Origin of the sequence: Pseudanabaena sp. lw0831, from assembly GCF_016584665.1 — a bacterium.
Lineage (GTDB): Bacteria > Cyanobacteriota > Cyanobacteriia > Pseudanabaenales > Pseudanabaenaceae > Pseudanabaena.
The window spans coordinates 48,774-67,860 of record NZ_BBJB01000048.1 but is presented as its reverse complement, the minus strand read 5'-3'; the positions used below and the strand labels follow the sequence as shown (position 1 = coordinate 67,860).

Below are 19,087 nucleotides of genomic sequence, written 5' to 3'. Positions count from 1 at the left end.
CCCAAATCCCTACTTCCATGTAACTTGAACTCTTGGCTTATTTGCGTAAATCCCAACTCTGTCAGACAGTTGTTTTATTTCCTGAATGAATTGATTGAGTACAATACAAAACGTAATCAAAAAGCCCTTAATCCAGTTCAATCAACTTTATTTGTTAATGCTTAGGGACTCGCAGTAAAATAAGGAACCAGTTTTTTTGTGGCGCGGCTTCGCCGCGCCACAAAAAAAACTGGTTCCTTATTAAATAGCAGCACCCGTATCATAATTTATGACAAATTACCGATCGCCTAAACCATCCCTGCATTGCGGATCATTTTCCAAACTTGTGGCGGCGATCGCCCTAACTACTTGTATCTATATTCCTAATTCTGTAAAAGCTGAAACCTATATTAATAACCGCACTTGCCCTGCGGACTTTCCCAGCTTAAGTAAAGCATTAGCTAAAGACTTGCCAGACTATATCAACCGTGTCTATAGCCGTTTGCGGATTAAACGCGAGGTGATGACCATTAGCCAGCCAGAACTAGAGCCTTTGCCTTTAGCGCCCGATCAAGCTCGCGATCGCCTTCCACAGCAGGTATTCTTGTCGATATTAGAGAGGCAAACGGGTAAAACCGAAACATCGCAACGGGCTTACTGGTTATTTGTGGTTCCCACCTCAAATGGTTGGCGGCTATCGATGGCATTTATGCGAATTGGACAAGCGCCACCTGTGGATGTCAGTGATGCGGCGATCGCGGATGCGACCAATAAGTGGCTGCGCGACTACTGCGATCCTCGTTATCAGCGTTAGGTTAGGATAGTGGGAAATTATGTCTTTATTTGAATCTGTGAGATCGCAAATGCCTGCGGAAATTCCAGCGCAATTAGAACGTATGGATGCTTTCTGGACAAGCTATCGTCAAGGTAGTCAGGAAATCGCGAAGGTAGTTCAGACAACGTCAGAAAAGTTAGGCGATAAAGATTTTGATGCGATCGTTTGTGGTGGCACATTGGGCATATTTATCGCCTGTGCATTGCAGCGTCGAGGCTGGCGAGTGGCGATTATTGAACAGGGTATATTGCGGGGTAGAGCGCAAGAATGGAATATTTCCCGTAAGGAATTAAATGCGTTTCTAGAATTAGATTTATTAACCGAAGCGGAACTAGAAACTGCGATCGCGACAATATATAATCCCGCTAGAGTTGGCTTTCAGGGTGGTAAAGATTTATGGGTGCGCGATATTCTCAATATTGGCGTTGATCCTGTCTATTTATTAGAAATTCTGAAACAGAAGTTTTTAGATGCTGGGGGAATATTATTAGAGAAAACTGCATTTAAACAGGCGATCACCTATGCTGACGGAGTTGCTGTGGAAGTTGCCCTCACCCCTAGCCCCTCTCCCGTAGGAGAGGGGGATAAGAGGATTACGGGGCGATTATTATTGGATGTGATGGGACATTTCTCGCCGATCGTAAAGCAAGCGCGATCGCAAGTACAGGGAAATATCAAGCCCGATGGCGTTTGTATGGTGGTGGGAAGTTGTGCGAAGGGAATGCCAGAAAAGTCCTATGGTGACTTAATTTATAGCTTTACGCCGATCCAAAAACAATGCCAATATTTTTGGGAAGCCTTTCCTGCTAAAGATGGCAGAACCACCTATATGTTCACCTATGTAGATGCCGATCCGCAGCGCCCCAGTTTTGCAGAACTAATGGAAGACTATTTATTTTGGCTGCCCAAATATCAAGAGATAGAACTTAATCAACTAGAATTTCAACGAGTTCTCTTTGGATTTTTCCCTTCTTACAAACAAAACCCTTTGCAAACACCTTGGGATCGGATTTTGCAAGTTGGAGATAGCTCAGGAATGCAGTCGCCACTTAGCTTTGGTGGATTTGGCGCAATGGTGAGGCATTTGCAACGTTTGACCGATGGGATCGATACGGCTTTGCGTTGTGACTTGTTAGCAAAAGAAAATCTGCGATCGCTACAGCCCTATCAACCTAATCTCTCGGTAACTTGGCTATTTCAAAAATCGATGAGTGTATCTGTCAATCAACAAATCGAAAGCGATCGCATTAATTATCTGTTAGGTGTAACTTTTAAATCCATGGAGAAATTAGGCGATCGGGTTCTCTATCCATTCTTGCAAGATGTGGTGCAGTTTATCCCTCTAGCAAGGACGATGCTAGCAATGTCTATTGCCGATCCTGTTTTAGTTCTGAAGATTATTCAGCAGGTTGGGATTCCGACTTTATTAGATTGGCTAAAGCATTATCTCGGTTTAGGAGCCTATAGCTTTTTAAATCAAATTGGTCAGAGATTAGAACCTGCGATCGGGAATTTCTTGCCAGAGCAAAAGTATCAATGGCAACGTCAGATTGACGCTTGGTACTACGGGTCGGGTGGCGACTATGAGATGTAGTCTTTTACTTATCCATTTGCGATCGCAGAACAAACATTTTAAGCGAATAAATCAAGACCAAAGCAAGAAAAGTGATAAGCTAACTTGAGATCGAAATATCGGTGAACTTATGACTACTAACGTTTTCGTCAACTTGGAATTAGTGGATTCCTCTCTAGATGCTGAGGATTTGCAATTGGCGGCGCGTAATTTACTGAAACAGGTTAGGGCAGTCGATGGTGTCGAAGAAGCCGATCTTGTTGCGGTAACTGATGTTCCTGAAGGCTCGATGGCTTTGGGTGGGTTTGTGGTAGGACTGTTGACCGCAGAGGTTAGTGCGGCGAATTTACAAAAATTGGGCGGATTTCTCAAGGATCGGATCGTTGGTAAAACCTTGAAAGTGTCAGTTAAGGCTTATGGCAAGGAATTGGCGATTGAGGCTAGCAGTCAAGCTGAGTTTGATTATGCGATCGCGAAAGCGGATGAACAGATTGCAAAATGGGCAAGTCAAGGTCAGTAAGGAAATTAAGTCTGCATGAAACGTTTGGCTTTGTTGGTTGGCACAAGTGAATATCCTGAATGTGAAAAACTTTCACCTTTGCATGGCTCATTGCTGGATGTAGATGCGATGCAGCGCGTGTTGGTGGCAAATGGTGAATTTGCCACAGAGGACGTTGTAGTTTTAAAAAATGCTTCGAGACAGGCGATCGAGGATGCGATTCACAATTTGTTTAATTCACGAGATCGCCAAAAAGATGATCTGGTGCTGTTTTATTTTTCGGGGCATGGGATTGTTGATGAGGCGAACAAGTTGTTTTTGGGTACTCCCAGCACGCGCAAGGAGGGAAACAAGATCGTCAGACCTACGACTGTGGCAGCAAGTTACTTGCATGATGCGATGAATGATAGCAAGTCACAGCATCAGGTGTTGATTTTCAACTGTTGCTTTAGTGGTGCGTTTGCGCAGGGGATGACGGTGATGGATGATGGTTCGGTGAACCTCAAAAATCAATTGGGCGGCAAAGGAAGGGCGATTTTAACTTCTTCGAGTTCAACTCAATTTTCGTTTCAGACTGATGGCGAGATGTCGATCTATACGCGCTATTTGGTGGAGGGCATTGAGACGGGGGCGGCAGATCGAGATGGCGATCGTAAAATCTCTATTGATGAGTTGCATGAATATGCAGCGTCAAAGGTGTCGCAAGAGTCGCCAAATATGACTCCTGCGTTTTATCCAGTAGAGCAGGGTGGAAAGATTTATATTGCAAAGGTTTCTCAGGCGAAGGACGATCCGCGTCTGGTCTATCGGCGTGAGTTAGAGAGTCGGATTGTGGATGGGAAGTGGTCGATTGCTGCTAGACGTTTGTTAGATTCTTTACGAATTAGATTGGAATTGTCGGCTGAGGAAGCTGAACAGATTAAGACGGATGTGTTGAAGCCAATATTGGCTAAGGCTCGGAAGTTGCAAGAGTATGAGGAATTGCTAAAGGAGATGTTGGAGGAACGGAATCCACCAACGACTCAAGAGTTAAAAGATTTGCGTGATTATCAGAAAGATCATTTGCGATTGCGTGATGAGGATGTTTCGGATATTGATCGCAAATATGATTTGACAAGTTGCGATTGGTTTGAAGAGCTAGAAAGTATGATCAATGATGTTGCGGATATAGATGACAAATATGGATTGATAGTGTCTGCCAGTCCAGTATTCGTGCTGTCTAAAGAGTTTGAGAAACCAAAAAAAGAATCTAATGGTCTAGTTTTGGATTTGCCGAATGGCGTGAAATTAGAATTAGTGGATATTCCTGAGGGGAGTTTCTCAATGGGAAGTGATGACTTTGAGGATGAAAAACCAACTCACAGAGTTAATTTGAAGGCATTTAAAATCGGTAAATATCCGATTACCCAAAAGCAATATCAGTCAGTTATGGGAAATAATCCATCGAACTACAAAGGTGACAATCTTCCTGTTGAGCAGGTATCTTGGGATGATGCAGTAGCTTTCTGTAAGAAGCTATCAGGAATGGTTAAAAAAACTGTAAAACTGCCTAGCGAAGCACAATGGGAATATGCTTGTCGGGCGGGAAGTACTGGAAAATATTATTTCGGTAATGATTTCGATATTGATTATTTCTACTATATTGATTTCGGTGATGATTTCGATGTTGATGTTAATCAATTAGAGAACTATGCATGGTATGGGGAGAACTCGCAAAGTAAAACTCATCCAGTTGGGGAGAAGTTAGCAAATTCTTGGGGATTGTATGATATGCATGGCAATGTCTGGGAGTGGTGCGAAGATATCTGGCATGACAATTACTATGGTGCGCCAACTGATGAAAGAGCTAGGCTATATGGTGGCGAACAAAATTTACGCTCCCTTCGTGGTGGCTCTTGGAGCAACAGCGATTTCGGTTGTCGTTCAGCGTATCGCAATAGGAACAATGCAGGCATACGCAACGACAATGTTGGTTTTCGAGTTGTAGTTTGATTTTCACTCTTCTTGTTTTTGGGCGTGAGGACTTAATTCTTTACACTCTTTCCCTTTTTTCTTTTCCCTATTCATTATATGCTCTTTAGCGTCAGAGGGCGAGCACGTGGGCATCGCCCCAGCAATTCTCATTATGAAAAATGAGGTCTTTGAAACCCTTATACAAAGAGGCTTTAACAATTATTAACAAACCTGTAAATCGCTGAAAGCCAGTAGACTCGTTCCATAATGAGAATTGCTGGCATCGCCCCTACATGGTAATTGCGATTGATAGTTCCATCTGTTTATTTGTTTGTTCAAAATAGACGTAGGGGCAATCCCCCCGTGGTTGCCCTTCTCCGCAGATCGCAGAAAATTTAATTGAGAATTATTTTAATAGATGTAGGGGCGATGCCCCCGTGCTCGCCCTCTTCGCAGATCGCAGAAAATTCAATTGAGAATTGTTTTAATAGATTTAGGGGCGATGCCCCCGTGCTCGCCATTCTTCGCCGATCGTAGAGAATTTCAATATTGAGATATTCCCAAAAATATAAAAAAATATTCCGTATTTGAGAATTGTCCACACACCACGAGAAGGGCGAGCACGGGGGCATCGCCCCTACAGGATTTAATGGGTGTATGGGCATTGCCCTTGTTTGTTCATTGTGGGACAATTTACATCCTGGATTCCAAAAAATGTAATATGCCCTACAATCCTGACATCCATCATCGCCGTTCCATTCGACTCAAAGGATATGACTATTCAAAGGCAGGTGCATATTTTGTTACTATTTGCATTAATCAACGGAAAACATTGCTAGGAGAAATAGGAAATGGCATCATGAAACCCACACCAGCAGGAGAAATGGTACAAACAGTTTGGAATCAAATCCCTTTATATTATTTGAATATAGAGTTGGATGCCTTTGTCCTGATGCCTAATCATATTCACGGCATTGTTGTTTTAAAATCACAATCAAAAGAATCATCAATGACATTAGGCAAGATCATTCATCGCTTCAAATCCTATACGACAGCAAAATATCGTCACGGAGTTAATCAGGGGAAATGGCAAGCATTTGTAGGTAGGCTATGGCAGAGAGGCTATCACGAACGTATTATTCGTTCCGAAAAATCTTGTGATTACCTACGGCAGTATATTGAGAATAATCCTTTATCATGGGAATTAGACACCTTACATCCCCATTCGATTTTAGATAACTCACCTTACGCAAAAGAAAATCCCTGATACAGCCTAAATCTAAGGCTGGCAAGGATACACAGCCCCAAAAAATCTGAATTGTTCTGGTAGGGGTAGTCCCTCCGTGGTTGCCCTATAATACTTTTTCTTATTGAAGCAGATCTTTCAATTCTTTCTCACAGCGTTTCAAACGTTCTACTAACAAGCTCACAATAAACTTATGAACTGAGGCTGCTAATTGAGGATCTTCAATTTCGATTTTTTCAAAGGCTTGGGTCGAAAGATAATAGAGATGGCTAAGGCGATCAGCGATAACAGAAGCAGAACGAGAGGCATTAGTATATAAGCCCATCTCTCCTAAGATCGTCCCATGATTGTAAGTCCGTAGCCGTTTTGTTTGGTCATCAGATAGTTCAAGAACCACACTGACTTGACCTGAATCTAAAAAATACAGCCCATTCGATACATCACCTTGACGGAATAGAAACTTTCCTTCAGGAATCTCCAACATTTCGAGATAACCCATTAGCTTGTTAACTGATTCATCATTAGGGATAAATTCTTGAAGTTGTTCTTGAAAAGGAATAGATTCATTGTCGTACATGTGTTTGTTTTCCAAAACACGATTTTCACACCATTCAATTCCCCGATCTAAGTCGTTAAACTTATGGCAGATATTTGACCCTTGTATAATTAATCCTCCTTGCTCTAGTTGTTCTGCAATCTGTGGTTGAAGTTGGGTAAATACTAAATTCAGGTGTAGATTGGTTGCCAACTGTTTTAGCTTCATAAAACTCAGAACTGCCGAAGAGTCTATGCCATTGACTAAGCGGAAATCAAAAACAACAAATTGCAACTGAGGTAAATCAGGATTGTTGAGGCGATCGCTAATTTCGTCAAGCAAATCATTTGCCGTGCCAAAAAAGATAAAGCCATGTAGGACAAGGATATAGATACAGCCAGCTTCATCATGCAAACACATGCGTTGCGGGAAAGAGCGCTGCACATTACTGCGATATGTTGCCCCCGATAACGTATATTTGATTCCCGAAATACGACCGTAATTAAAAATAAAGAAAAAGCAAGCAATTAAAATCCCTGCGCCAACACCTTGCAAAAATCCCCAAATCGCAATAATTATTAAAATTATAATAATGAGAAAATAATCTACTACTGGAAATTGGAACCATGCATGATAGACCCAACGAATCAACAACCGTAAACCAAGGTATAAGAGTAATCCGCCCAAAATCGTTTTGGGCAAATATGCTAAAAAAGAAGAACCAAAAATCAACGTTCCACCACAAAATCCACCCGCGATAATTGCCGCAAAAGGACTAGTCGCGCCTGCTTGCTGATTTAGAAGAGTACGGTGAATGGAAAGATAGCTCACGCCACCACCACAAAACCCATTAATCAAATTAGCGAGCCCATTTGCGCGAAGCTCACGATTTAAATCGATACTTCTAGAAGTAGCTAGTTCTATGCCTGTAGCATTCAAAAGGATCGAGATCATCACAATAACCGTCATCGCGACTATAGTGCTACTTTGCTGGATGAAGATTGACCAATTAATATGGGTAAAAGTAGACCATTGCCATGTCTGCCAAATTTGCTCCTTTGGAAAAGGCTTAAAAAAATAGTCTTGAGAGTTAAGCTGAAAAGAAAATGAATGAGTCAGCCCCCAAATTCCATCAAAACAAATAATTCCCACCAGTAATAGGCTAGGCAAAGCCAAAAAGTGCTTATAGCGATCGCACATAAATAAGAGAACTACCGTAAATAGTAGTCCCAGCAACCACTGAAATAGAGTTTCTGATTGCATAAACTTAGGCAGGGTTTCCAGCCCCAGTGAAAAGCCAGTCATTACCTTGAAAGAACTACAGGCAATTAACCAACCAGCGCCAGCGAGAAAGCCGCCGATCACTGGATAGGGAATGAATCTTACCCACCTGCCTAATTGAAACCAGCCTAAAATAAATAAAAATAAACCAGTTGTCAGCGTACTAAAAATAATCGTAGCCCAAACCGTTGGATATAAAGATGCTTCAGTATTAGTCTTGTGAAGAGAGGTGGTAATCTCCGCTGCCACCAACGCTAAAATGACGGCAGAGTTGGGATCGGGACCAGCCAAAGCAAAAGGGAAAGAACTACGCCAAGCCACAATAATTGCGGTTATGGTCGCTCCAATTAAGCTAATACCTAAGCCTTGAGGAAAAAAGCGTGCGAGATCTCCAGAAAAAATTAATGCCGCGAACGAAATACTATAAATAAGGTTTACTAATCCTGTCGTTATGCCAGCAGATATGTTAGCTAAAAGAGAGGACGCGGGAGATACACGCATACTTTTTTAAGATCGCAACAATAATTATGCCAAGGATTATATAGCGGCTGGTAAGAGCGTGTTTGAGAAGTCTCCTAGCTAGTATAAATTTCTGCTTTTACCCCCCTTAATCCCCCTTGCAAAGGCATTAATATACTTGACGCACCCCTCATCCCCCAACCCCTTCTCCCGCAGGAGAAGGGGAGAAATATTAGATTTCTTGTTCCCCTCTTCTGCGGGAGAGGGGCTAGGGGTGAGGGCTTAGCGCTTTAGTGTGCCAAGTATATGAACGCCCTTGCAAAGCGGGGAAACTTGAATTCTCCCCCTTTGCAAGCTACGGTGTACACACATCTCAGTTTGTGTATGAAATCAAGGGGGAACAAAAGGGGGTAAGTCCGACTTGTGTGTACACGGTAGGATTAAGGGGGGTAAAAAACTTCTCAAACACGCTCTAAGCCGTAACTCTCTCTTGGGTTTACATCTACTATATGGAAGAATTAATTGTGATGAGAGTACCAAGACAAGACATTGTGCTAGGATTGCTACCTCCTTATAAAACGTCATAAACGTCCATATCCAGACTATGGAGTTGCTTAGATAAATGCAGAACCCTGAACAGCTGATCATCCAACTCATAGCCCAAGAACTTTCTCTTCGCGCCGAACAAATCAAAAATGCTCTAGAACTATTTGCTGAAGGCGCAACTATCCCCTTTGTCGCCCGTTATCGTAAAGAGCGTACTGGCGAAATGAATGAGATCCAATTAAGAGATCTCCAAGATCGTTATGCCTATCTCACCGAACTACGCGATCGCAAAGCCGTAATTCTCCAAGCGATCGCTGACCAAGGCAAGCTAACCGATGCGCTGAAAGCCAAAATCGAGGCAAGCATCCAAAAGACAGAACTCGAAGATCTATATCTGCCCTATCGTCCTAAGCGCAGAACTAGAGCTGCGATCGCAAGAGAAAAAGGACTTGAACCACTTGCGGAAGCCATCAAAGCCTTCAACCGTCCGAACATTAATACTGCGTCGTTATCACAAGAAGCCACTAAATATTTGTCAGAGCAAGTGAAAACTGTCGAAGAAGCCCTCAAAGGTGCATCAGACATTCTTGCTGAAGAAATCGCTGACAGCGCAGAATATCGAGCCTACATTAGAGAATGCTTGATGCAGTCAGGTTTCTTCGTTTCGCAGATCAAGGCAACCCACGCAGTCGGCACAACCAAATTTGAGATGTACCGCGACTATCAAGCAAAAGTCAAGGCGATCGCCCCCCATAATCTTCTTGCTTTGTTGCGCGGCGAAACTGAAGAAATCCTTGCCCTCAATCTAGATTTTGACGAAGAGCATGTGCTGAGTTACTTAGAGGCGCAACAAATTCGGGCGAAGACTCCAGTCGTAAAGCAGTTTTATCAGGATATGCTCAAGGATGCCTTTAACCGCTTGATCAAAGCTTCAGCGATCGCATCGGTCATCACGGAGAAGAAAGCTTGGGCAGATGGGGAGTCGATCAAAACCTTTGAAACTAACCTGCGCGACCTGTTGCTAGCAGCTCCCGCAGGGATGAAACCAACCCTTGCGATCGATCCCGGATTTCGTACAGGTTGTAAAACTGCCGTAATTAGTGAGACAGGCAAGTTTTTGGAATATCAAACTATCTTTCCTCATCAAGCGCTAGCTCAAATAGAACAAGCAGCCCGTACATTGAGAACTTTGATTGAGAAGTATCAGATTCAATTAATTGCGATCGGCAATGGTACAGCAGGAAGAGAAACCGATGCCTTTGTAATGGAATCAATTCAGGGATTAAAAAACCCACCAATCAAAGTAATGGTTAACGAGTCGGGGGCTTCAATTTATTCCGCTAGTCCTGTTGCGATCGCAGAGTTTCCCGATCTCGACTTAACGGTACGCGGCGCTGTCAGCATCGGCAGACGCTTGCAAGATCCTCTTGCGGAGCTAGTAAAAATCGATCCCAAGTCAATCGGAGTTGGACAATATCAGCATGATGTCGATCAGAAATTATTAAAAAAGAAGCTCGATGAAACCGTAGAAAGCTGCGTTAACTTCGTCGGTGTAGACCTGAACACAGCCTCTAAAGAACTACTCACTTTTGTGTCTGGACTCAGCGCCACCGTTGCCAATAACATCATTACCTATCGCAATCAAAATGGTGCATTTTGCGATCGCCGTCATTTGCTTAAAGTCCCAAAGCTCGGCGCAAAAGCCTTTGAACAAGCAGCAGGATTTTTGCGGATTCGGGGTGGTGCTAATCCTTTAGACAACACGGCTGTGCATCCTGAAAGTTATAGTGTGGTGATTGCGATCGCGCGTGACCTGAATGTACCACTATCAGAAATCTCGCAAGCAGCGGACAAGCTGAAAACAGTTAACCTGAAGCAATATGTAACCGCTGCGATCGGTGAGCCAACCCTGCGCGATATTTTACGAGAGCTAGAGAAAGCAGGACGTGACCCGCGTGCGGAGTTCAAATATGCGACCTTCAGTGATGCAATTCAGAAAATCTCTGATCTGCAAATCGGCATGGAGATAGAAGGGATTATTACCAATGTCGCTAACTTTGGCGCATTTGTGGATATCGGTGTACATCAAGATGGATTAATCCATATTTCGCAATTAGCCGATCGCTTTGTCAGCGATCCAAAGCAGATCGTCAAAGTCGGTCAGGTGGTAAAGGTGCGCGTTTTGGAAGTAAATGAATCTCTAAAACGGATCAGTTTATCAATGCGATCTTAGCATCAGAGCTTATGCCAAAGCATATCCAGTATGCTCTCTCACTTGAGGCGGATGAAAAGCTAAGACAATATGATCCTTGGGAACTCCTGTTGCAACCAGTTCTTCCGTAATCCCATCTTCAATACCATCATAGTGAATCCAAATTTTGTCGTTACGAATTTCGGCATGAACAACACATCCATGTACTCGCCGACTGTTTTCCCATCCCTCGCGCATCAGCATGAAGTGGTTGCGATCGCGGCTAACGACAACGTAAGCACTCACGTCTCCATAGCGATAGGGAAGATCGGCATAGTATTGGAGCAAAGTTTCTAGTGTCTTGCGCCATGAGTCTAGGGTGTTATCTGTGGTTGCCATTGAATTATGTCCTCATGATCTGGGTCAAAAACAATAAGACGAAAATCAGGTTCTTCTAATATAAGCTGTCCAGCCTCTTCTTGAAATATTGTCTCAAAAGTACTGAGACGAATCGCCAAGTACAAACATCGATCTGGCTCTCTTTTTTTGAGCGCTCTGGCATATAAAAAGAATTGTCCCCAAGCATTTTCCAGATCGCGGATGGGAGAAGAACTCAGAAAACTTTTGATTTCAACGGCAATTTTTTGATTGTCTCGTTCGGCGGCGATTAGTTTTTCTGCGCCCAAGTCAATATATACAGAACGTGTTCCTATGCTAAGAACAAGGGGATCATCTGTGATCGTCCAACCGTCTTTGATGAGGGCGTTACAAACGTTATCGTGATAGATGTCTTTAGCTGGCATAAAGATTACGCTGAGATTGCGTTGATGTCATTGTATCGCTCTCAACAGTCTCATTAAATGGCGATCGCTCTACAAAACTTGACGGTTAGTTAAAACAAAACTTTAGCTAATAATCGCTTTGTCAGCGATCCGAAGCAAATCGTTAAGGTTGGTCAGGTGGTGAAGGTGCGTGTTTTGGAAGTAAATGAATCTCTAAAACGGATCAGTTTATCGATGCGATTATCGCATTAAGATTCTGTTAGCTATTGTCAATTAATCTATTCATCCGCAAAGTCTTCAAATATAGTTTTCAGATCGCGATCTGCGCCAGTTTGTCTTGAAACTGCTGAAATACCAATTCGCCATCAACAGCATCGCATCGCCTAATTTGTTCTGTTCCTTCGGCAATCTTTTTCTGTAGTTCGATCAGTTTTTGCTGTTTAATTTCGTATTCTTCTACAAGTTGAAATGCAAAGTTTAATAGATTATCAACATTTTGATATTTTCCATCTTTGAGCTTTTTACGGATAAAGTTTTCCTGTTCTGGTTTTAAGGCGATTTGCATCTTTTTTTCGTCCTAATAAAACTTTGAAATTTATAATCAGTATAACTTAACTGTAATTTGGCTAAAGTTGCTGTGAATGAGATCGCATTTTCTAATGTTGTGATGAATTGTAACTTGCTAATATGTAGAGATGTCATCTACTAAGTCCAAAAAGCTGAAGGGGCTAAGCATTCTCACTAGAATCTATGATTTTCAGATCCCCTAAGTTTGGGAATGCTTTGCCCAAACCTCACAACGCAGGGATAATTTGTCGATGAAAGCGAAGAGGGTTTTTCATTTGACAAGAAAAACTATAGCTTTCTTAATTTGGTAGTGTAGCTGAGAGGTATATCACCTTCACGTTCAGCCAGCCATTCTGGTCGATTTTGATTGCTTAGAGAAATTGTCATTGACTCACCATCGGCGGAAGGCTGGTAAACATAGCGAAGATTTTTGCAAATTACAGAAGAATCTATTCCTGCTATGGTCTGGGGGAATTTACCAGTTTGAGATGCAACTTCGCGTAATTTTAGAATCTTTTGCATTAATTCCATATCAATTTGCCGCTTAGTTAATTTGTATACTTGGAAGTTAGAGGAGGATGATCCGACAAGACCTAGGATATTCCATGAAGAAAGTTTAGGCATATCCTCATAAGAAATTGGCATACAAGGATCTTGATTAAATCCCAGATCAAGATCTCGCATTGCTACTTGCCATGTATCTACAGCAGAAAGTGTATAATATGGCTGAACAAAAGGATGTAAAAAGCGGTTAAAGAGAGACATAGATTTTCCATCTTTCTCGGAACCACCTTTTCTTAATGGAAAGTTTCTGATAAGTCCATAAAGCGCAAAAGTTTCAAACTTTAGAGCAGACCGAAGCATTGACTTACTCGTCTCAAAAGAGACTAATCTTTTTTGCCAAATTGGAGGAACAATAGCTATCTTGCGTAGCCCTTGAATTTGTATGCTATCACAAATATTAGCAACAAGTTGACTTAGAAGAATAGGCTGATTTCTATTAGCTTGATTAAGCCTCCAAGCAACTTCTAGGGAATCAAATGCGATTTGCATCTTTCCGAGGCGATAATTGTTAACTGCATCAGCGATTAATATGCGTTGCCAAGTGAATTCTCCAAGAAAACTTCTTGGTAAACTGTCGAATGTCCCCTTATTTATGAGTATATCCAAATCAAATATCTCTTGAATAGGAATATCACTTTGCAGTACGTAGCTACGAAGCACTGCTAAGTTTTCTGACTTGGTTGCAAGATAGTTTTGTAAAGAATTAGAAGGTGTAATATTAGAGTCTTCGACATATTTCGACAAATCACTGCGGATATCGTCCGACATACTCATAATTGTATTAAATTTTTCCTGTATTTCTTTCCGCCTCAATTGAGAATCATTAGTTGCACTTTGAGGGAATTGACGAACTAGATCGCTTCTTGCGATCAAGACTGGCTGCTCAAGTTGGTATGCAGCAAAGTTACCAATAACAACCCAGATCACCAAAAAGCTGATACTGATAATATTAAACCAATGTAAGATAAAGCGAAATCTGTTTCTTTGGTCTTTATGTAGTTTAGGAGAAAGACTATCAATATTGGCGAGTTTATTAAGCATATGTTTCTTGACTTCATTCAATCAAAGTTTTAACTTATAAATTCAAATTTGTGAACAGCGGTATGTCTCTAGAACCAATCAGGAACAAGATTTAGGGTTGAGATATAGTTGGTAATGGTTTCCCTTCTTCCACCAGTTTACGCATGGCTTCACAATCAGTATTAGGTGTAAAGGTAGCAGTCCGAACAACACCTTTTCTTGTCTCAGATATAGTGCTGATCGTACATTCAGTAGGAGTGCCGTTACTGCCAAACCAAGATTGCCATCCGTTCCAAGCGATTGCTAAACTGATCGAAATAAGAACAGTTGATATTAACCGCTTTCCTTTTTTGAATGTAGGTTCGCTCGATTGATGTTGATGATTAATACTATAACCAATAGGAAGAGACGCAAAATGCTCTAACAAACTCCTATGGACAAAGATGTATCCACCACCAATTCTTTGAAGAAGAACACTATTTACAGAATAGTTTAAAAAATCAGCATAGTTCCAAGGACTCCATCTGCCAATAAAAAGGACTACCCTCAGAACTAAATGTTTTAAGGCTGCTTCTAATGCAAATAAACCAAGCAGTAGTCCCAAACCCATTCCTATTAGGTTTGGCAAACCAAATAGAGAAAATATAGATGAAAGTAAAACTGAACCAATAACCGCCAATATTATACCGTTAGAAATTGACTGCCTTATACCCTGATTTGGAAATGTACTTCGCTCGATCTCTGTTCCAGCAAGTCCAGCAAGTAATCCGCTAATTAAAGATCCAATTAGCTGACCAATAAGTCCGCAGATTAATAAATTAATTAGCATTAAGAATAGTAAGGAGATGATATGGAATAAAGTCATACTTATATAAGTCAGAGAGTTTAATTATGAAAAACGATAGAAACTTTAAAATCAAACAATTGAGGCTATTTAATAGTGTCCATTGGAGACAACAAAGTAAATAAACTTATAAACACCGAAATATCAATCAATGTTATAAGTAATCCTGCAATCAATCCAAATATCAGCCCAATGGATCGCCCAATAGTTAAATTTTCTTTAAAAGATTTCCAAGACCATTTTAAAGTTTCAGTTGGTTTAATTGGTCTTTCTAGTATGTCGAAAATCATGAAACTACTTAGAAAGCCCAACAAAAAAAATAAAAATATCCAGAGTGGACTGCTTATTATATGAGCGATTCCTAGCCCACAAACTATGAATGAACAAGCTATCGAACGGATAAGAATGTCGATTTTACTAATTTTTTTGTTGTTGAATCTAATGGTAAGTCCCCACAATATCGCAACAACAAATCCAATTAGAAGAGAACCACAAAGGACTCCTAAATATAATCGTTCTTTATCTGTAAGTATAAACGTCGCAGCAAATGCGGGAAGTTCACCCCCAAAGCTCCTAAAATATTTATCTGCTTCAGCTAGAGTATTTGACGTTGTTAGTTGAATCAATATTCCGATAGAACTAGGCAAAACGATCAGGGAAATAATCGGAGCTAGAATAATCGCTGTTAAAGTGGCATAAATTGCTCTGGCATTTCCAGTTAACCAACTCGGCTGGATTCTCTCAATCAAAAAAACAGTTTGCGACTCATTCTTTAACTGCCTAGCCAGAAACCCCAACCACCGCTTCACCTTACTTGGCGCATAACTCTTGTCAGGTCTTCGCCTTAGCATACGGTCGATATAAGTATCAAACAAATGCTGCACATGGTTTTCCGATAGACTCATCTTGATCAAATCTGTCACCGACATACCGCGATATGCGATCGCCATAATATTCGCCATCAAAGGAGTCTTCGCCAACTCCAATAACTTCGCATCCGTAGTCAGCATTTCCCGCACACCCTCCAACTCAGCACCAAGGCGATCGAAATATTCAAATACCTGCGATTCCTCTAAGGGCTGAATGAAAATCGCACCCTGAAACTGCAATCGCTGAGCCAAAGCCTCATAGTCCTTCATCCGACTGCATACCACGATTTCCGTCTGTCCATATTCACCATGAAAGCGATTGATTGCCTCCACACAAGCATTGCGGCGATCGCTACTCACCTCATCCAAACCATCCAACATCGCCAGTAACTGCTGTTCGCTCACCCATGATTTCCCAATCTTTTTCGGAACTTGGTACTTTGTGTTCAGTTCCAATACCATCCAGTCAGCTAAGCTCTGCTTGTCTTGCCATGACGAAAGGTTAAACACAATTGGCATCGGTAATTCACTATCTCGCTCTGCTCGGACAATCAATTCTCGCGTCAGTTCCAATAGCGTTGTCGTTTTACCCGCCCCTGGATCGCCCAAAATCAAGAGGGTTCGACCAGTGCCAAGGCGATCAAATTGATTAATTGCTTTTGTACCTGTTGGCAAAGGCTTCCTCGCTTCATCAGAGGTCGCCCATTCTATATGCCACGGATGCGCGATCGCATCTAATCTTATTTGCAAACCCAATTCGATCAGCGCCTTATCATGAATCGATGTCTCTAAAACACCCTCAACCCAAAAGTTTCGTATTTTATTCAGCATGATTTGGCGATCGCGATAGCCTTGTTGAGTTATTTGTCGAGATGATTTGGGCGATTTAGCAGCTATATCTTGGCGATCGCTATGCAAAGAAGGATCTAAAAAAGGAATTAAAACGTTATAAGCGGGAATTGGTTCTTGAATATTTTTTAGTTCTAATTCACCAAGATAAGTAACATCTAGCTCTAGGCGATTTTTAACAACATCATAGACAGTTTGAGAAATACAAATACCGCCAACCTCAGCTTTTGCCTGAAGCCGCGCCGCGATGTTTACTCCATTACCCATTACATCGGTTTCATTAAAGAAGACATCACCCAAATGAATCCCAATCCGATGTGCGAGGACATCATTTTTAGGCAAAATATTCGCAGACTTCGCAAACTCAGTTTGCATCTCGCGAGTACAATCAACGGCTTGGACAGCACTAACAAAATACATTAGTAAACCGTCACCTGTAGTTTTTAGCACCCTGCCAGTAAACTTTTGACATAGTTCAGTCATAAACTGAAAGTCACGTTCCACTAAACTTAGCGTATGTATTTCGTCCTTTCCCATTCGAGCGCTAAATCCAACAATGTCGCTAAAGGCGATCGCCGCTAGTGTTTGCTGTCCTCTTGTCTGGGAAAGGGGGATATCCATAGCACTTGGTGATTTGTACTTATTTCAAAGTATCATATCTTCCTTGTCGTTACACGATGAGATATATCACTTAAAAATGCGATCCGTATCACAATATAAAATCCAAAAATATTGCGGCGAGAGAAGCCCACCGCAATATTTTATCTGGCTCTAACTGTGAAGGTCAGAGCAAAGCGTCAACCTTTGGATATAATTAAATCAAAGTTGGGAGGCTAATAACTCATGGTACTTGCAACAACTAAGCGCTTCACCGTAGATGAATATCTCGAACTAGAAGAAAAAGCCGAGTTTAAAAGTGAATTTGTCAACGGAGATATCATGCCTATGGAAGGAGCAACGGCAACTCATAATATTTTGACTGCTAAATTTTTGGCTCGAATTTTGTTAGCACTAGAAGATTTAGATAACGCTGTCTTTATGAGTGATATGCGTCTATGGATGCCAGATCAGAAGCGTTACGCTTATCCTGACGTGATAGTGGTTGAGGGACAGCCAATTTTTACTGATGAGAAACAGACTGGGATTACTAATCCCTGCTTAATTGTAGAAGTTCTCTCTAATTCAACCGGTGAATATGATCGTGAAAATAAATTTAAGCTTTATCGCTCTATTCCTAGTTTCAAAGAATATATCTTAGTCGAGCAAACTAGCTATGGAGTGGAACAATATGCAAAACAGACTGATGGTAAATGGATCTTAGCTGACTATGTAGGTGAAGATGCAGTTCTAAAACTAGAGTCAGTGAATTTTGAAATTAGTCTAATGGATCTGTACAAGCGAGTGTCTTTTAAGTAGTGATCTAGAGGTAATAAATAAAAGTGATTTATATGGAAATGATTTGGAAGCGATCGCACTGTAGATTTAGGGAAATGCGATCGCTTCCAAATCTCAAGTCATAAATTAAGGAACAGGTACAACATCTAGTAATCGCTGAACGATCTTCTTCGGAGATCGCCTTCCTGCTGCCATAATTCGATGACCTAAAACATAGGGGGCAAGAAACTTCACATCATCAGGTAGGACATAATCAGACTTGCGATCGAGATCGAGCATTTGTCGAATAAAGGCATAACTCTGAGCCGATCGCAACAACGCTGTTGTACCTCTAGGACTCACGCCAAGGGTAATTTCTTCATCATTACGAGTAGCACGGACAATATTCACAATGTACTGGCTAGTCGCATCACTAACAGGGACTTGAGTGCAGAGTTGACGAATCTCTAGTACTTCTTCAGGGGTGATACATGCTTCTAATTGAGCTGAACCAATTTTCCCAATTTGCATCCTTTTCAGCATTTCTAGCTCTTCCGCTTCATTGGGATAGCCAATACTAAAGGACAGGGCAAAGCGATCAAGTTGTGCCTCTGGCAATGGGAAAGTGCCTTGATATTCGATGGGGTTTTGAGTGGCGATCGCAAAAAATGGTGAGGGAACTTTACGTGATATACCATCAACGGTGACTTGACTCTCTTCCATTACCTCTAACAATGCTGACTGGGTGCGTGGGGTCGCCCGATTGATTTCATCAGCCAGCAAAACATTTGCAAATACTGGTCCTGGCAAAAACTGAAACTCACCTTTTTGGGGATTCCAGATATTTGTCCCCGTAATGTCAGTGGGCAATAGATCGGGAGTACATTGCACACGCTGAAATTTTCCAGATATAGAAGCAGCCAGTGATTTGGCGAGTAAAGTCTTGCCGACCCCAGGCACATCTTCTAGTAAGGCATGACCGCCAGAAAATAGTGCCACCAAGACCAGTTGAATGGCTTCATCTTTGCCAACGATCGCCTTCGCCAGATTGTCAACTAATTGTTGTACTTTGAGTTGCTTTTCCATGTTCCCCATCAAGCTTGTGAAGATCGAATTTTGCA

15 protein-coding genes and 1 pseudogene are annotated in these 19,087 nt (G+C 41.7%); 8 read left to right on the top strand and 8 right to left on the bottom strand.

The annotated features are described in order from the left end of the window. Positions 1 to 268 precede the first annotated feature (268 nt). From APA_RS08585 to APA_RS08565, 5 genes are all read left to right on the top strand, one after another. On the top strand, positions 269 to 793 hold the full coding sequence (locus APA_RS08585) for a hypothetical protein (protein WP_201321877.1): 525 nt from the start codon (positions 269 to 271) through the stop codon (positions 791 to 793). A gap of 19 nt (positions 794 to 812) precedes the next feature. After that, on the top strand, positions 813 to 2,408 hold the full coding sequence (locus APA_RS08580) for an FAD-binding oxidoreductase (RefSeq protein WP_201321876.1): 1,596 nt from the start codon (positions 813 to 815) through the stop codon (positions 2,406 to 2,408). A 109-nt stretch (positions 2,409 to 2,517) separates the two neighbouring features. Continuing rightward, positions 2,518 to 2,907 (top strand): hypothetical protein, encoded by a 390-nt coding sequence (locus APA_RS08575; protein ID WP_201321875.1) that lies wholly within the window; start codon positions 2,518 to 2,520, stop codon positions 2,905 to 2,907. A 15-nt stretch (positions 2,908 to 2,922) separates the two neighbouring features. Then, positions 2,923 to 4,878, top strand: coding sequence for an SUMF1/EgtB/PvdO family nonheme iron enzyme (locus APA_RS08570; RefSeq protein ID WP_201321874.1), 1,956 nt, complete (start codon positions 2,923 to 2,925; stop codon positions 4,876 to 4,878). 682 nt (positions 4,879 to 5,560) lie between these two features. Then, on the top strand, positions 5,561 to 6,106 hold the full coding sequence (locus APA_RS08565) for a transposase (protein WP_201321873.1): 546 nt from the start codon (positions 5,561 to 5,563) through the stop codon (positions 6,104 to 6,106). A 100-nt stretch (positions 6,107 to 6,206) separates the two neighbouring features. Here APA_RS08565 and APA_RS08560 read toward each other — a convergent pair whose 3' ends face one another. Beyond that, a complete protein-coding gene (locus APA_RS08560; protein ID WP_201321872.1) occupies positions 6,207 to 8,402 on the bottom strand; it encodes an SLC26A/SulP transporter family protein in 2,196 nt (731 codons plus the stop codon). 580 nt (positions 8,403 to 8,982) lie between these two features. On the opposite strand from APA_RS08560, the gene APA_RS08555 reads away from it, so the two are divergent. Then, entirely contained in the window at positions 8,983 to 11,139 is a 2,157-nt protein-coding gene (locus APA_RS08555) for a Tex family protein (protein WP_201321871.1), read from the top strand. Between the two features lie 9 nt (positions 11,140 to 11,148). Here the strand turns inward: APA_RS08555 and APA_RS08550 are convergent, their stop codons facing one another. Together APA_RS08550 and APA_RS08545 are read right to left on the bottom strand one after the other, a co-directional pair. After that, a complete protein-coding gene (locus APA_RS08550; protein WP_201321870.1) occupies positions 11,149 to 11,496 on the bottom strand; it encodes a XisI protein in 348 nt (115 codons plus the stop codon). After that, entirely contained in the window at positions 11,472 to 11,900 is a 429-nt protein-coding gene (locus APA_RS08545) for a XisH family protein (RefSeq protein ID WP_201321869.1), read from the bottom strand. The genes APA_RS08550 and APA_RS08545 overlap by 25 nt, the downstream gene beginning before the upstream one ends. 111 nt (positions 11,901 to 12,011) lie before the next feature. Here APA_RS08545 and APA_RS25740 point away from each other — a divergent pair. After that, positions 12,012 to 12,131, top strand: a pseudogene (locus APA_RS25740) (S1 RNA-binding domain-containing protein); the annotation flags it as partial. 58 nt (positions 12,132 to 12,189) lie between these two features. On the opposite strand, the gene APA_RS08535 reads toward APA_RS25740, so the two are convergent. The 4 genes from APA_RS08535 to APA_RS08520 form a co-directional block, all read right to left on the bottom strand. After that, on the bottom strand, positions 12,190 to 12,444 hold the full coding sequence (locus APA_RS08535) for a type II toxin-antitoxin system ParD family antitoxin (RefSeq protein WP_201321868.1): 255 nt from the start codon (positions 12,442 to 12,444) through the stop codon (positions 12,190 to 12,192). Between the two features lie 290 nt (positions 12,445 to 12,734). Next, positions 12,735 to 14,051 (bottom strand): hypothetical protein, encoded by a 1,317-nt coding sequence (locus APA_RS08530; RefSeq protein WP_201321867.1) that lies wholly within the window; start codon positions 14,049 to 14,051, stop codon positions 12,735 to 12,737. A 91-nt stretch (positions 14,052 to 14,142) separates the two neighbouring features. Next, positions 14,143 to 14,895 (bottom strand): hypothetical protein, encoded by a 753-nt coding sequence (locus APA_RS08525; RefSeq protein WP_201321866.1) that lies wholly within the window; start codon positions 14,893 to 14,895, stop codon positions 14,143 to 14,145. 65 nt (positions 14,896 to 14,960) lie between these two features. Then, positions 14,961 to 17,213, bottom strand: a complete 2,253-nt coding sequence (locus APA_RS08520) for an adenylate/guanylate cyclase domain-containing protein (RefSeq protein WP_201321865.1) — start codon at positions 17,211 to 17,213, stop codon at positions 14,961 to 14,963. Between the two features lie 222 nt (positions 17,214 to 17,435). Here APA_RS08520 and APA_RS08515 point away from each other — a divergent pair, with 222 nt between their 5' ends. After that, positions 17,436 to 18,008, top strand: coding sequence for a Uma2 family endonuclease (locus APA_RS08515; RefSeq protein WP_201321864.1), 573 nt, complete (start codon positions 17,436 to 17,438; stop codon positions 18,006 to 18,008). A 105-nt stretch (positions 18,009 to 18,113) separates the two neighbouring features. On the opposite strand, the gene APA_RS08510 is transcribed toward APA_RS08515, so the two are convergent. Then, positions 18,114 to 19,052, bottom strand: a complete 939-nt coding sequence (locus APA_RS08510; RefSeq protein ID WP_201321863.1) for a MoxR family ATPase — start codon at positions 19,050 to 19,052, stop codon at positions 18,114 to 18,116. Positions 19,053 to 19,087 lie beyond the last annotated feature (35 nt).